Source organism: Amycolatopsis sp. NPDC098790 (assembly GCF_044759945.1).
GTDB lineage: Bacteria > Actinomycetota > Actinomycetes > Mycobacteriales > Pseudonocardiaceae > Amycolatopsis.
This window is the reverse complement of the sequence record NZ_JBIWAI010000007.1, coordinates 181,475-195,334: the sequence shown is the minus strand read 5'-3', so window position 1 is coordinate 195,334 and position 13,860 is coordinate 181,475. Positions and strand designations below refer to the sequence as shown.

Below are 13,860 nucleotides of genomic sequence, written 5' to 3'. Positions count from 1 at the left end.
AGGAGTGTTCAGTGAAGCGCCTCCTTTCCGTTTTCCTCGCTGTACTAGGGCTTTTCTCGCTGGTCGTCGCGCCGGCCGACGCGCGGACGCCGTTCGTCAAGCCGTTCATGGGCTGGAGCAGCTGGAGCCTGGAGTCGTCGACCCGCGCGGGTTACGGCACTTCGTGGCTGAACGAGTCGCACGTCCGCGACGCGGCTGCGGCCATGGCGTCGAAGCTCAAGTCCGCCGGCTACACCTACGTCAACATCGACTCGGGCTGGAACGCCTCGCAGTCCTGGGTCTTCCACACCGACGTCAACGGCATCCCCGACCCCGATCCGACGCGGTTTCCGTCCGGGATTCCGGCTTTGGCCTCTTATGTGCACTCGCTCGGGCTGAAGCTGGGCTTGTACGCCGTGACGGGCCTCGAGAAAGAGGTCTACGACAAGAACGCGCCCATCCTCGGGACGTCGTGTCACGCCCAGGACATCGCGTACAAGCCGCTGACGCCGTCGAACGGCTGGGGCGGCAACTGGAAGGTCGACTTTCGGAACCCTTGCGCGCAGAAGTACTACGACTCGATCGTGGCCCGCTTCGCGTCCTGGGGCGTCGACTTCGTCAAGGTCGACGGGACGACCGCGGACAACGTGGCCGACATCAGGGCTTGGTCTTCCGCCATCGACCACTCGCGGCGGCCGATGTGGCTGACGGCGAGCGCGTGGCCGGTGCCGCGGTCCATCGGCTCTTCGCTGGCCCCCTACGCGAACGGCGTGCGCGTCGACACCGACGTCGAGTGCTACTGCGAGACGGTGTCCACCTGGGACAGTTCGGTGAAGGCGCGGTGGTCGGACCTGCCTTCGTGGCTGGGTGTGTTCGGCCCGCAGTACCGGCCGGACCTGGACTCGATGCCGATTTCGAACAACACGGGGTCCGGCATCCAGGACGGCATCTCCGACGTCGAGCGGCAGAGCGTGATGACGTTCTGGTCGATGGCGTCCTCGCCGCTGTACGTCGGGGGAGACATCTACTTCCTGGACGCTTCCGCGGTGTCGATCCTGACGAACCCCGAGGTCATCGCGGTCGACCATGCCGGTTCGTACCCGACTCAGGTGACCGGCGGCGATCACCAGGTGTGGACGAAGCGGGCGCCGGACGGGCGAACGTACGCAGCCGTCTACAACTTGGGCTCCACGCCCGCGGACATCACGGTGGATCTCCCTGGGGCGCGGCCGGTGCGTGACCTCGTCGCGCGCAAGGACCTCGGGCGGTTCCGCGGCTCGTGGACGGCTTCCGCGGTGCCTCCGCACGGCTCCCGGCTGGTCCGGATCGGCTGAGCTTCTCTCGAAGGGGACTTTTCTCGCTGCGGGTGCGAGGAAAGTCCCCTTCGTCGTGCGTGCGTCATCCATTGGGTGGAAGACGTCTGGTCGGCGGCGTCGGCGTCGTGCTATGTTCGGTTTCAGAACGAGTGTGCGTGATGCGAACAGATTCGGAGCGTGGGATGGCAGAGCTGCTGTCGCTGGAGGAGGCCGTGGGCCGGCTGGTGCACGACGGCGACACCGTCGCGCTCGAAGGGTTCACGCACCTCATCCCGGTCGCGGCCGGGCAGGAGATCATCCGGCAGGGCAGGCGCGGCCTGACGCTGGTGCGGATGACCCCGGACATCGTGTACGACCAGCTGATCGGCGCGGGCTGCGCGGCCAAGCTGGTGTTCTCCTGGGGTGGCAATCCCGGGGTTGGCTCGTTGCACCGGTTCCGCGACGCGGTCCAGCACGACTGGCCGGTCCCGCTGGAGATCGAGGAGCACAGCCACGCGGGCATGGCGAACCGGTACGTGGCGGGAGCGTCCGGCCTGCCGTTCGCGGTGCTGCGCGGTTACACGGGCACGGACCTCCCGGCCCAGACGGAGACGATCAAGCCGATCACGTGCCCGTTCACCGGCGAGCGGCTGACGGCGGTCCCGGCGCTGAACCCGGACGTGACGATCGTCCACGCCCAGCGCGCGGACCGCGCGGGCAACGTCCAGATGTGGGGCATCACGGGTGTCCAGAAGGAAGCGGTCCTGGCGGCGAAGCGGTCCATCGTGACGGTGGAGGAGATCGTCGACGAGCTGGAGCCCCTTCCGGGAGCGGTGATCCTCCCGGCCTGGGTGGTGACAGCGGTGGCCGAAGTTCCTGGCGGCGCGAAGCCGTCGTACGCGGCGGGGTACTACGAGCGCGACAACTCGGCGTACCAGGCCTGGGACGAAGTGGGTCGCGACCGCGAGGCGTTCACGAAGTGGCTGAACGAGCTGACCGGGGTGAAGGCATGAGCACCGACTACACCGCCGACGAGATGATGAGCATCGCGGCGGCCCGCGCCCTCGGCGACGGCATGTCCTGCTTCGTCGGCATCGGCCTCCCCAGCAAGGCGGCGAACCTCGCCCGCCGCACCCACGCCGCGAATCTCACCCTGATCTACGAATCCGGCTGCCTCGGCGCGAAGCCGTCCCGCCTCCCGCTGTCCATCGGCGACGGCGAGCTGGCCGACACCGCCGACGCCGTCGTCAGCGTCCCCGAGGTGTTCAACTACTGGCTCCAGCCGGGCCGCATCGACGTCGGCTTCCTCGGCGCCGCCCAGCTCGACAAGTTCGGCAACATCAACACCACGGTCATCGGCTCCGACTACCACGACCCGAAGGTCCGCCTCCCCGGCGCGGGCGGCGCCCCCGAGATCGCGGCCTCGTGCGGCGAGGTGTTCATCGTCCTGCGCCAGAGCCCCCGCGCCTTCGTCGAGAAGGTCGACTTCGTGACGTCCTTCGGCCACGGCACGGGCAAGGGCGACCGCGAGAAGCTCGGCCTCCCCGGCAAGGGCCCGACCCTGGTGGTGACCGACCTCGGCCTGATGCGCCCCGACCCGGAGACCGCCGAGCTGACCCTCACCGAGCTCCACCCGGGCGTCGAGCTCGACCAGGCGATCAAGGCCACGGGGTGGACACTGAAGGTCGCGGACGACCTCAAGGTCACCCCCGCCCCGACCGAGCAGGAGCTGACGGTGCTCCGAGACCTGGAGAAGGCATGACCAACGTGCTTTCCCGCCTAGCAGCGCCGGACTCGACCGCCCTCGAGCCCACCATGGCGGGTTCGGTCCGCCCCAGCACCCCGCACCGCGAGCTCCACCCAACGCCGAACTCCACCTCCGCCGCGCCCAGCCCCGCCGTCCTCGCCGTGGCAGGCTCGGCCCACCCGACCACCCCGGCACCCCGGAAGGCGAGCGCATGACCGACGTCTACGTCCTCGACGCGATCCGCACCCCGTTCGGCCGCTACGGCGGCGCCCTCGCCGGCGTCCGCCCGGACGACCTGGCCGCCGGGGTCCTCAAGGCCCTCCAGGCCCGCAACGACCTCGATCCGTCCACAGTGGACGAGGTGACCCTCGGCGACGCGAACGGCGCGGGCGAGGACAACCGCAACGTCGCCCGCATGGCCGCCCTCCTCGCCGGATGGCCGACGACCGTCCCCGGCAACACCGTCAACCGCCTCTGCGGCTCCGGCCTGGACGCGGTGATGCAGGCCAGCCGCGCGATCCAGGTCGGCGACGCCTCCCTGGTCGTCGCCGGCGGCGTCGAGTCGATGACCCGCTCGCCGCTCGTCATGCCCAAGCCGGAGAAGGCCTTCCCCGCCGGCAACCAGACCCTCTACAACACCGCGCTCGGCTGGCGCATGGTCAACCCGGCGATGCCGTCGCAGTGGACGATCTCCCTCGGCGAGTCCACCGAGCTGCTCGCCGAGCGCTACGGCATCGGCCGCGACGAGCAGGACGCCTTCGCCGCCCGCAGCCACGTCAACGCCGCGAAGGCGTGGGACGACGGCTTCTACGACGACCTGGTCGTCCCGGTCGAGGGCGTCGACCTGGCCCGCGACGAAGGCATCCGCCCGGACTCCAGCCCGGAGAAGCTCGCGAAGCTGAAGCCTGTCTTCCGCAAGGAAAACGGCACCGTCACGGCCGGCAACGCCTCGCCGCTGAACGACGGCGCCTCGGCGCTCCTCCTCGGCGACGAAGCGACCGCGAACCGCCTGAACAAGGCGCCACTGGCCCGGATCGCCGGCCGCGGCGCGGCGGGCGTCGACCCGGACGTCTTCGGCATCGGCCCGGTCCGCGCCGCGGAGATCGCCCTCGAACGGGCCGGCATCGGCTGGGACGACCTGGCCGCGGTGGAGCTCAACGAAGCCTTCGCCGCCCAGTCCCTGGCCTGCCTGCGCGACTGGAAGAAGCTCGACCCGGAGATCGTCAACACCCACGGCGGCGCGATCGCCATCGGCCACCCGCTCGGCGCGTCCGGTGGCCGCATCCTCGGCACCCTGGCCCACGACCTGCACCGCCGCGGCGGTGGCTGGGGACTGGCCGCCATCTGCATCGGCGTCGGCCAGGGCCTGGCCGTCGTCCTCGAAGGCCGGTAAGGGAGACAACAGTGGCCACTCCGACGGAATTCAGGCTCCCGCGCTACGGGCAGGACCCCGAAGGGACGCACCCGCCCCTCGGCTTCACCGGCTACCGCTCGACGGCGCTGCGGTACCCGAAGCAGGACCTCGTCCTGCTGCCGCAGATGCTGACCGAGGTCACCGGCCCGCTGCTCGGCCCCGGCCGTCTCGGCGAGTTCGACAACGACCTCACGAAACAGCACGAAGGCGAACCGCAGGGGCAGCGGATCATCGTCACCGGCCGCCTCCTCGACGGCGACGGCCGTCCGGTGCGCGACTCGCTCATCGAGATCTGGCAGGCGAACGCCGGCGGCCGCTACCGCCACACCGGCGACCGCTGGCCGTCGCCGCTGGACCCGAACTTCGACGGCGTCGGGCGCACCCTGACCGACAGCGACGGCCGCTACACGTTCACCACCATCAAGCCCGGCGCGTACCCGTGGAAGAACCACGACAACGCCTGGCGTCCCGCGCACATCCACTTCTCGGTGTTCGGCTCGGCGTTCACCCAGCGGCTGGTCACCCAGATGTACTTCCCGGACGACCCGCTTTTCTACCAGGACCCGATCTTCAACTCGATCCCGGACGAGAAGGCCCGGCAGCGCATGGTTTCGCGCTACGACCACGAGATCACGCAGGCCGAGTGGGCGCTCGGGTTCCAGTTCGACATCGTGCTGCGCGGGCGCGACGCGTCGGTGTTCGAAGAGGAAGAGGACGAGGACGAATGACCGAGCTGCTGCCCACCCCTTCGCAGACCGTCGGCCCGTACCTGTCGATCGGCCTGCCCTGGCCGGACGGCCCGCACGTGGTGCCCGAGGGCACGCCCGGCGCGTTCTGGATCCGCGGCACCGTCCGGGACGGCAACGGCGACCCGGTGCCGGACGCCATGATCGAAACGTGGCAGGCCGACCCGGACGGCGGCTTCCGCCACCCCGACGACCCGCGCGGCGAGGCGTCCGGCGAGTTCCGCGGCTTCGGCCGCTGCCCGACGGAAACCGATGGCACGTACGGAATCCTGACCTTGCTGCCAGGCCCGGTACCGGGCGAGCACGGCACCACGCAGGCGCGTCACATCGACGTCTCGGTGTTCGCGCGCGGCCTGCTCAACCGGGTCGTCACGCGGATCTACTTCGAGGACCAGGACAACTCCGCGGACGCGGTGCTGGCGACGGTCCCGGAAGAGCGCCGAGACACGTTGATCGCGAAGAAGACCGACGGCGGCTACCGCTTCGACGTGCGGCTGCAGGGCGACGGCGAGACGGTGTTCTTCGCCGTATGAACGGAGGTGGGAACGTGGGCGCCGTGCGGGTGCACCGGGTCGTGGAAGGCCCGGAAGACGGGCCGGTGGTGGTGTTCGGCGGGTCGCTCGGCAGCGACGTCCGGATGTGGGAGCCGCAGGTCGTGCCGCTGCTCGAGCGCGGCTTCCGGGTGGTCCGCTACGACACGCGGGGGCACGGCGCGTCGCCGGTGCCGCCCGGTCCGTACGACATCGACGACCTGGGTGCCGACGTCCTGGCGCTGCTCGACGACCTCGAGGTCGCGCGGGCGCACCTGGTCGGCCTGTCGCTGGGCGCGATGACCGGCATGTGGCTCGGCGCCCACGCGCCCGACCGGGTCGCGAGCCTGGTGCTCTGCTGCACGTCCGCGAAGCTGGGGCCTCCGCGGATGTGGGCCGACCGGGCCGCCAAGGTCCGCGCCGAGGGCACCGGCGCGGTCGCCGAGGCGGGCGTCGCCCGGTGGCTGACCCCGGCGTACGCCGAGCGGCACCCGGACCGCGCCGCGTTCCTGCGGTCGATGATCGCCGCGGTCCCGGCCGAGGGCTACGCGGCCTGCTGCGGCGCGATCGAGCGGATGGACCAGCTCGACGCCCTGCCGAAGATCACCGCGCCCACGCTGGTCATCGCGGGCGCCGAAGACCCGGCCACCCCACCGGAGGGGCACGCCGACCTGATCGCGGCGGGCATCCCCGGCGCGCGCCTGGAAGTCGTCGCGGACGCGGCGCACCTGGGCAGCTACGAGCGGCCCGACGAGTTCACCCGGCTGATCCTGGACCACTTGGAGCGAGCGTGACCGACCGCCACGAGCAGGGCATGAAGGTGCGGCGCGAGGTGCTCGGCGACGAGCACGTCGACCGCGCGGTCGCGGGCACGACCGACTTCAGCCGCCCGTTCCAGGACTACATCACCGAAGGCGCGTGGGGCTCGGTCTGGGCCCGCGACGGCCTGGACCGCCGGACGCGCAGCTGCGTCACGCTCGCGGCGCTGACCGCACTGCAGGCGCACAACGAGCTGGCGATGCACGTCCGGGCCGCGGTCCGCAACGGCCTGACGGCGGCGGAGATCGGCGAAGTCCTGCTGCACACCGCGGTCTACGCGGGCGCCCCGGCGGCGAACGCGGCGTTCGCCATCGCGCAGCGCACCCTGGCCGAGCTCGGCGAGCCGACGGCCCGCCCGGCCGACGCCGGATAGGGTGCGGTCATGGACGTGGGGAGGCGGATCGAAGCCGAGGTCGACACCGAACCGGCGCACCGCGGTGCCCACCACGTGCAGTCTCTGGAGCGCGGCCTGGCGGTGATCAAGGCCTTCCACGCGGACGCGGCGGAGCTGACCCTGAGCGACGTGGCCCGGTCGACGGGCCTCACCCGGGCGGCGGCCCGCCGGTTCCTGCTGACCCTGGCCGACCTGGGGTACGTCCGCACGGACGGCAAGTACTTCTCCCTGACGGCCCGCGTGCTGGAGCTGGGGTACTCGTACCTGTCGAGCATGACGCTGCCGGAGGTGGCGCAGCCGCACCTGGAGCACCTGTCGGCGGGAGTACACGAGTCCAGCTCGGTATCGGTCCTGGAGGGCACGGACATCGTCTACGTGGCCCGCGTGGCGGTCTCCCGCATCATGACGGTGAGCATCAACGTGGGAACCCGCTTCCCGGCGTACGCGACCTCGATGGGGCACGTCCTGCTGGCCGGCCTGAGCAAGGCGGAGCTGGAGGCGTACTTCGTGGTGGCGAAGCTCGACCGCCTGACGGACCGCACGGTCACCGCCCCGGAGAGGTTGCGCGACGAGCTGGCCAAGGTGACCGACCAGGGCTGGGCCATGGTCGACCAGGAGCTGGAAGAGGGTCTCCGGTCAGTGGCGGCCCCCATCCACGACCGCAGAGGCCGGGTAGCGGCGGCGGTGAATCTGTCCACGCACGCGAGCCGCACCACGGCGGAGTCGGTGGAGCGGGATTTGGTGCCCCCGTTGCTGGAGACAGCCCGAGCAATAGAGGCCGACTTGGCGATCGGCGCCCCCGGCCGAGCCCATGGCTGAGAACGCGCCCGTCGCCGGTCTCCTCCTCGCCGCCGGGGCCGGCCGGCGGTTCGGCGGCCCCAAGGCCCTCGCCGAACTCGACGGCCAACCCCTCGTCCTCCGCGCCCTCGCCACCCTCTCCACCGCCGGCTGCCACCCCATCCGCGTCGTGGTCGGCGCCGCCGCCGAGCAAGTCCGCGCCCTCCTTCCCGACCCTGGCCAAGCCGTCTTCGCCGACGGCTGGGAAACCGGCATGGGCGCCTCCCTCAAAGCCGGCCTGGCCGCGCTGGCGCAAGAACCACGCCCCGTAGCCGCCCTGGTCCACCTAGTCGACCTTCCCTGGGTCGGCGCCGGCATCCTCACCCGCGTCGCCGCCGGCGCCACCACCGAAACCGTCGCCCGCGCCTCCTACGACGGCGTCCCCGGCCACCCGGTCCTCCTCGGCCGCCGCTGGTGGCCCGAGATCGCCGACTCGGCCCAAGGCGACCGCGGCGCCCGCGACTGGCTGGCCACTCGCGAAGACCTGACCCTCGTCGAGTGCGGCGACCTCGGCAGCGGCCGCGACGTCGATCGCCGGGCCGATCTGCCCGGCCGGTGACCGGCGCGCCGCCTACGATCGACAGCGTGACCGACTCGCCTGAAGAACTCGCCGCCGCGCTGGACGCGACCGGTTACCTCGCCGACGACGGGCTCGCCACCGCAGGCTTCCTCGCCTTGAAAATGGGCCGCCCCCTCTTCTGCGAAGGCGAACCGGGCACCGGCAAGACCTCGCTCGCCCTCGCGCTGGCCACCGCGCTCGACCGCCCGCTCGTCCGCCTCCAGTGCCACGAGGGCATCGACGCCGCCCAGGCCCTGTACGAATGGGACTTCCCCCGCCAGCTCCTGCACCTGCGCGCCCTCGAAGCCGCCGGCGACGGACGCGTCGACGTCGAGACCGCCGAGCGCTCGCTCTACACCGAACGCTTCCTGCTCGCCCGCCCCCTGCTGCAGGCCCTCATCACGGCGCCGTGCGTGCTGCTCGTCGACGAGATCGACCGCGCCGACGACGAGTTCGAAGCCTTCCTCCTGCAGCTGCTCGACGAGCACGCCGTCACCATCCCCGAGTACGGCGAAGTCCGCGCCGAACAGCCGCCGCTGGTGGTGCTGACCTCGAATCGGACGCGCGAAGTGCACGACGCCCTCAAGCGCCGCTGCCTGTACCACTGGCTGGAACACCCGGACCTCGCGCGAGAGGTCACGATCCTGCGCCGTAGGATCCCCCTAATAGGGGAAACGTTGGCTCGGCAGATCGCTGAAGCGGTGCATCGGCTCCGCGAAATGGACTTGTTGAAGCCACCGGGAGTAGCAGAGTCACTCGACTGGGCGAGAGCCCTGCTGGCTTTGCAACGAGACGAGCTGGACGCGGCGACGGCGGCGCGAACGCTCGGAGCCGTTTTGAAATACAGCGAAGACCTCGACCGGGTGCGGGCCAAGCTCGACGCTTTGTTCGCCTGACCGGCGCGGGGTATCCAAAGGCATGGGAGGGCCTGAGGCATGAGCGTGGCCGAGACGACCGACGCGAGGCCGTCGACCGAGCGGGCGGCGGAACCCGCGGCGACCGACCGGCGCCGCTGGCCGGCCCGGCTCGCCGCCGTGGCGGCCGTCCTGGGCGGCACCGCGCTGATCGCCGTGCACGCTTCGTTCTACGGCCACTGGCTGATCGACGACGCCGCCATCACCTTCGCCTACTCGCGCAACGTCGCCGACGGGCTCGGGCCGGTGCTCCAGCCCGGCGTCGCGCCGGTCGAGGGCTACTCGAACCCCACCTGGATGATCCTGCTCGCCCTCGGCAAGCTCGTCGGCCTGTTCGACCACGGGACGCTCTTCGGCGTCTCCGACCAGATCCTCTTCCCGAAGGCGCTGGCGCTGGCCTGCTGCGCCGGCGTCCTGGCCCTGTTCCACGCCGGCGCGAAAGCGCTCGCCCGCCGGCCGGCGCTCGTCACGTTCGTCGCCGGCGCCGCGCTCGCCGCGAACCCGTCGTTCGTGATCTGGTGTTTCTCCGGCCTGGAGAACTCGTTCTACGCGCTGACCGTCGCCGCGTTGGCCGTGCTCCTCCTGCGGTCGGTGCTGAGCGACAAGCTGCTGACGCACCGCGTCGCGATCGGTGCCGGCGTGCTCGCCATGCTGGCCGCGCTGACCCGTCCCGACGGCCTCATCTACGCGGGCGCGTACCCGATCGCCGTCGCCGTCTTCCTCAAGCGGGCTGTGCTCGCCCGCAGCATCCGCGCGGTGGTCGTCTCGGTCGTCGCGTTCGCCCTGCCCTTCGGCGCGTACGTGGTCTACCGCTGGTTCGAGTTCGGCCGCCTGCTGCCCAACACCGCGGTCGCGAAGGGTCAGGAGCCACCCGACCTCGCCGACCTCGCGCGGCCGGGGGAGATCGTGTCGTACGCGGGTTGGCTGCTCGTCGCCGTCGTGGCCGGCTGCCTGGCCGTGCAGCTGGTCAAGCCGGGCCGGGTGCGGGTCGGGCTGATCGCGCTGCTGGTTCCGTTCAGCCTGGCCGTCGCCGCGTTCATCGTGCTCGAGTACGACTGGATGGGCCACCTGCGGTTCGCGACGCCGGTGTGGACGGTCGGCGCCCTCATCGGCGCGACCGCGGTCGTCGAGACGTTCGCGGTGGCCCGGGTGCGCGGCCGCGTCGTCCTGGCGTGCCTGCTGGTGGCCGCGTCGGTCAGCGCGGTCGGCGGCTACTGCAGCCAGGGCACGAAGTACCGCGCCGACGTGAAGACGGCGATGTGCGCGGTCGCCGAGCGCGACGACACCGCGATCAACGGCTTCGCGGACATCCTGCGGCTGCCGGACACGGCGTCGGCCGGGGTGATCGACCTCGGCGGCACGGCGCTGGGCAGCCGCCTCCGGCTGCTCGACCTCGCCGGGCTCGGCGACGCCCCGATCGCGGACTACCTGCACGTCGCCGACTTCGCCGGCCTGCGGGACTACGTCTTCACGACGGCGAAGCCCGAACTGATCGTCTTCGTCGGCTCGTGGAGCAGCACCCTGCAGTTCGACGGCGATCCGCGGTTCGAGCGCGACTACGCGACGATCTTCGTCCGCAACGACGCGAAGAACCAGGCCACGTACCACGTTCGCCGCGATCTGGTGGACGACGCGAAGCTCGCCGAACTGCAGGCGTTCGCGCAGCGGGCACTGCCGCCGGTCCTGGCGGACAACGACGTGGCGCGGCGCCGCGGCTGCGCGAACATCGTGCCGGGCTTCACGGCCTGACAGTCCACAAAGGACGGAAATTAAATGCGTTGCCCGGCGCGCCGGGCTCCGGCATCCTTTCTTCAGCACAGCGGAAACCGCCACCGAGAGGAGGAGATCGTGAACCGGCAAGCGAACCGATGCGGCACGATCTCCCGTGCCGTTCGCTGAATCTTCCTGAAGGCTCTTCGCGCCCACCCCTCGCTACCTCGGGTCGGTCGCCGCGAAGAGCGCGGTCTGCGCCCGCCCGGGGAGGGGCGTGCGCGCAGACCGCCCCCGTCCCGGTAGCTCAGCAGGACAGAGCGCGGCGCTACGAACGCCGAGGTCCGAGGTTCGACTCCTCGCCGGGACACCAAACCGCAATCGGCGGCCCACCTGGAACACCAAAGGGGTTTGCCTCCGGCCCCCGTTTTCCACGCTACCGGAGGGCACCGACATTGTCGGCTGACCGCCGAGCCCCTGTCCACAGGGCAGCTTCCGCGTCCACAGGGCGGCCCTCCGAGCCGGGTGAGCGCACAATGGACCCATGACCACCGCCGCCGATCCCGTTGCCGGGTACGTCGGGTTCGCCGCCGCCCTGCGGGAGGCCGGGGTCGCCTGCGATGCCCGGCGCGTGCAGGCCTACCTGGCCGCCGTCGCCGAGGTCGACGTCGCCGAACCCACCCAGCTCTACTGGGCCGGCCGGCTCACCCTCTGCTCCAGCCCCGACGACCTCCCCTGCTACGAAGAAGCCTTCAGCCAGTGGTTCGCCATCGAACCCACCACCCCGCAACGCGCGAAGTCCGCCGCTCCCAAGCAGGCCCGTATCGCGCCGCTCGTCGACGGCGACGGCAGCCAGTCCACCGGCGAAGACGCTCCTGACCAGCTCAAAGTCGCCGCCAGCGCGCAAGAAGTCCTGCGGCACCGCGATCTCGCCGCCCTCACCACCGCCGAACGCGAACACCTCCGCGAACTCCTCGCCACCCTGAGACCCGCGCCTCCGAAACGCCCGGCCGCGCGCAGAACGCCGTCGCACCGAGGACGGCTCGATCCCTCCCGGACCCTGCGCGCCATGCTCGCCAGCGGCGGCGAACCCGTGAAACTCGCGCACGTGCGCCGCGGCAGCAGGCCGCGGCGGGTCGTGCTGCTCATCGACGTCTCCGGCTCGATGTCGCCCTACGCCGACGCCCTGCTGCGGTTCGCCCACGTCCTGACGCGGTCCGCGCCCCAGTCCGTCGAGGTCTTCACGCTCGGCACGCGCCTCACCCGAGTCTCGCGCCAGCTGCGGCAACGCGACCCGGAACGCGCCATGCTCGCCGCGGGCTCCGCGGTGCCGGACTTCGCCGGCGGCACCCGGCTCGGCGAGACGCTGCAGGCTTTCCTCGACCGCTGGGGCCGGCGCGGGGTCGCGCGCCGCGCCGTGGTCACCGTCTTCTCCGACGGCTGGGAACGCGGCGACACCGGCCTGCTCGGCGAGCAGCTCGCCCACCTGCGCCGGCTCGCGCACGCCGTATTCTGGGTGAATCCGCACGCCGGCCGTGCGGGGTACGCTCCGGTCCAGTCGGGCATCGTGGCCGCGCTGCCCCACATCGACCGGCTCCTGGCCGGCCACACCCTGGCCACCTTGGAACGACTGCTCGGGGAGATTTCCGATGCGTGACGTACTCGACGACGTGTTCCGCCGCTGGTCCGACGGCGAGACGGTCGGCCTCGGCACCGTGGTCGCGACCTTCTCGTCGGCGCCGCGCGCGCCCGGTGCCGCGATGGTCGTCGCGCCGGACGGGACCGTCGCCGGCAGCGTGTCCGGCGGCTGCGTCGAAGGCGCGGTCTACGAGCTCGCGCAGGACGTCGTCGCCGAGCGCAAGCCGGTGCTGCAGCGCTACGGCGTCACCGACGACGACGCTTTCGCGGTCGGCCTGACCTGCGGCGGGATCATCGACATCTACGTCGAGCACGTCGACCGCGACTCGATGCCGGAGCTCGGCGACGTCGTCGCGTCGGTGCGCGGCGGCGAGCCGGTCGCGGTCGTCACGATCATCGAGCACGAACGCGAGGGCCTGGTCGGCGAGCACATGATCGTCTGGCCGGACCGGACCGCGGGCTCGCTCGGGTCGTCGCGGATGGACGACGCCGTCGCCGACGACGCGCGCGGCCTGCTGGCCAGCGGCCGCACCGGCACCCTGCACTACGGCCCGGACGGGCAGCGCCGCGGCGAGGGCATGGCGGTGTTCGTCAACTCCTTCGAGCCGCCGCCCCGGCTGCTGGTCTTCGGCGCGATCGACTTCGCCGCCGCGATGGCCCGCATGGGCGCCTACCTCGGCTACCAGGTCACGGTCTGCGACGCGCGGCCCGTGTTCGCCACCAGCAGCCGTTTCCCGGACGCGCACGACGTCGTCGTCGACTGGCCGCACCGCTACCTGACGGCGGAGGCCGACGCGGGCCGCATCGACCAGCGCACGGCGATCGCGGTGCTGACCCACGACCCGAAGTTCGACGTGCCGCTGCTGGAGGTCGCGCTGCGCCTCGACGTCGGCTACGTCGGCGCGATGGGCTCCCGCAAGACGCACGACGACCGCTTCGCCCGCCTGCGCGAAGCCGGGATCACCGAGGGGGAGCTGGAACGGCTGTCCTCGCCGATCGGCCTCGACCTCGGCGCCCGCACCCCGGAGGAGACGGCGGTTTCCATCGCGGCGGAAATCATCGCCTTGCGGTGGGGCGGCGGCGGAAAACGCCTCGCCGAGCTGACCGGACGGATCCACGGCTGACTGGTCCAGGTGGCCCACAAAAGTTCACCCATCCGGACTTCCGCAGATGCGGCTGCATCTTCACGAGCAAGGCGCAGCTGCGGCACAGGTAGTTGAACGTGTGACATCAGGACTTGTCCGCGCGAAGGTCGCGTAGCACGCTCGGGAGTCTGTG

The 13,860-nt window shown here is 71.5% G+C and carries 14 protein-coding genes and 1 tRNA gene; all 15 read left to right on the top strand.

What is annotated here, in order from left to right; genetic code table 11:
• Positions 1–11 precede the first annotated feature (11 nt).
• The 15 genes from ACIQWX_RS41715 (at position 12) to ACIQWX_RS41645 (ending at position 13,706) form a co-directional block, all read left to right on the top strand.
• Positions 12–1,313 (top strand): glycoside hydrolase family 27 protein, encoded by a 1,302-nt coding sequence (locus ACIQWX_RS41715; protein WP_400883640.1) that lies wholly within the window; start codon positions 12–14, stop codon positions 1,311–1,313.
• A gap of 164 nt (positions 1,314–1,477) precedes the next feature.
• Positions 1,478–2,287 (top strand): CoA transferase subunit A, encoded by an 810-nt coding sequence (locus tag ACIQWX_RS41710; protein WP_400883637.1) that lies wholly within the window; start codon positions 1,478–1,480, stop codon positions 2,285–2,287.
• Entirely contained in the window at positions 2,284–3,036 is a 753-nt protein-coding gene (locus ACIQWX_RS41705; protein ID WP_400883635.1) for a CoA-transferase subunit beta, read from the top strand. Before ACIQWX_RS41710 ends, ACIQWX_RS41705 begins: the two co-directional genes overlap by 4 nt.
• A gap of 196 nt (positions 3,037–3,232) precedes the next feature.
• Positions 3,233–4,414, top strand: a complete 1,182-nt coding sequence (locus ACIQWX_RS41700) for a thiolase family protein (RefSeq protein ID WP_400883632.1) — start codon at positions 3,233–3,235, stop codon at positions 4,412–4,414.
• Positions 4,415–4,425: 11 nt separating this feature from the next.
• Complete coding sequence (pcaH, locus tag ACIQWX_RS41695) at positions 4,426–5,163, top strand: protocatechuate 3,4-dioxygenase subunit beta (protein ID WP_400883630.1); 738 nt, start codon at positions 4,426–4,428, stop codon at positions 5,161–5,163.
• Positions 5,160–5,714: a protocatechuate 3,4-dioxygenase subunit alpha gene (gene pcaG / locus ACIQWX_RS41690; RefSeq protein WP_400883627.1), complete on the top strand. Its 555-nt coding sequence runs from the start codon at positions 5,160–5,162 to the stop codon at positions 5,712–5,714. Before pcaH ends, pcaG begins: the two co-directional genes overlap by 4 nt.
• Positions 5,715–5,728: 14 nt before the next feature.
• Positions 5,729–6,505 carry a 3-oxoadipate enol-lactonase gene (gene pcaD / locus ACIQWX_RS41685; RefSeq protein WP_400883624.1) on the top strand — a complete coding sequence of 259 codons (777 nt, stop codon included), beginning with the start codon at positions 5,729–5,731 and terminating at the stop codon, positions 6,503–6,505.
• Complete coding sequence (gene pcaC, locus ACIQWX_RS41680) at positions 6,502–6,903, top strand: 4-carboxymuconolactone decarboxylase (RefSeq protein WP_400883621.1); 402 nt, start codon at positions 6,502–6,504, stop codon at positions 6,901–6,903. The genes pcaD and pcaC overlap by 4 nt, the downstream gene beginning before the upstream one ends.
• Positions 6,904–6,912: 9 nt before the next feature.
• A complete protein-coding gene (locus tag ACIQWX_RS41675) occupies positions 6,913–7,743 on the top strand; it encodes an IclR family transcriptional regulator C-terminal domain-containing protein (RefSeq protein ID WP_400883619.1) in 831 nt (276 codons plus the stop codon).
• A complete protein-coding gene (locus tag ACIQWX_RS41670) occupies positions 7,736–8,320 on the top strand; it encodes an NTP transferase domain-containing protein (RefSeq protein WP_400883616.1) in 585 nt (194 codons plus the stop codon). The genes ACIQWX_RS41675 and ACIQWX_RS41670 overlap by 8 nt, the downstream gene beginning before the upstream one ends.
• A gap of 26 nt (positions 8,321–8,346) precedes the next feature.
• Positions 8,347–9,216 carry an AAA family ATPase gene (locus ACIQWX_RS41665; RefSeq protein WP_400883614.1) on the top strand — a complete coding sequence of 290 codons (870 nt, stop codon included), beginning with the start codon at positions 8,347–8,349 and terminating at the stop codon, positions 9,214–9,216.
• Positions 9,217–9,255: 39 nt separating this feature from the next.
• On the top strand, positions 9,256–10,983 hold the full coding sequence (locus ACIQWX_RS41660; protein ID WP_400883611.1) for a hypothetical protein: 1,728 nt from the start codon (positions 9,256–9,258) through the stop codon (positions 10,981–10,983).
• Positions 10,984–11,240: 257 nt separating this feature from the next.
• Positions 11,241–11,317, top strand: a tRNA-Arg gene (locus ACIQWX_RS41655).
• A gap of 171 nt (positions 11,318–11,488) precedes the next feature.
• Positions 11,489–12,601 carry a VWA domain-containing protein gene (locus ACIQWX_RS41650; RefSeq protein WP_400883609.1) on the top strand — a complete coding sequence of 371 codons (1,113 nt, stop codon included), beginning with the start codon at positions 11,489–11,491 and terminating at the stop codon, positions 12,599–12,601.
• A complete protein-coding gene (locus tag ACIQWX_RS41645; protein WP_400883607.1) occupies positions 12,594–13,706 on the top strand; it encodes an XdhC family protein in 1,113 nt (370 codons plus the stop codon). The genes ACIQWX_RS41650 and ACIQWX_RS41645 overlap by 8 nt, the downstream gene beginning before the upstream one ends.
• Positions 13,707–13,860 lie beyond the last annotated feature (154 nt).

What these genes read in the sequence shown, in the direction of transcription:
- ACIQWX_RS41645 (WP_400883607.1), top strand. Translation starts at nt 12,594, where the DNA reads ATGCGTGACGTACTCGACGACGTGTTCCGCCGCTGGTCCGACGGCGAG.
- ACIQWX_RS41705 (WP_400883635.1), top strand. Translation starts at nt 2,284, where the DNA reads ATGAGCACCGACTACACCGCCGACGAGATGATGAGCATCGCGGCGGCC.
- ACIQWX_RS41650 (WP_400883609.1), top strand. Translation starts at nt 11,489, where the DNA reads ATGACCACCGCCGCCGATCCCGTTGCCGGGTACGTCGGGTTCGCCGCC.
- ACIQWX_RS41675 (WP_400883619.1), top strand. Translation starts at nt 6,913, where the DNA reads ATGGACGTGGGGAGGCGGATCGAAGCCGAGGTCGACACCGAACCGGCG.
- ACIQWX_RS41710 (WP_400883637.1), top strand. Translation starts at nt 1,478, where the DNA reads ATGGCAGAGCTGCTGTCGCTGGAGGAGGCCGTGGGCCGGCTGGTGCAC.
- ACIQWX_RS41660 (WP_400883611.1), top strand. Translation starts at nt 9,256, where the DNA reads ATGAGCGTGGCCGAGACGACCGACGCGAGGCCGTCGACCGAGCGGGCG.
- ACIQWX_RS41670 (WP_400883616.1), top strand. Translation starts at nt 7,736, where the DNA reads ATGGCTGAGAACGCGCCCGTCGCCGGTCTCCTCCTCGCCGCCGGGGCC.
- pcaG (WP_400883627.1), top strand. Translation starts at nt 5,160, where the DNA reads ATGACCGAGCTGCTGCCCACCCCTTCGCAGACCGTCGGCCCGTACCTG.
- ACIQWX_RS41700 (WP_400883632.1), top strand. Translation starts at nt 3,233, where the DNA reads ATGACCGACGTCTACGTCCTCGACGCGATCCGCACCCCGTTCGGCCGC.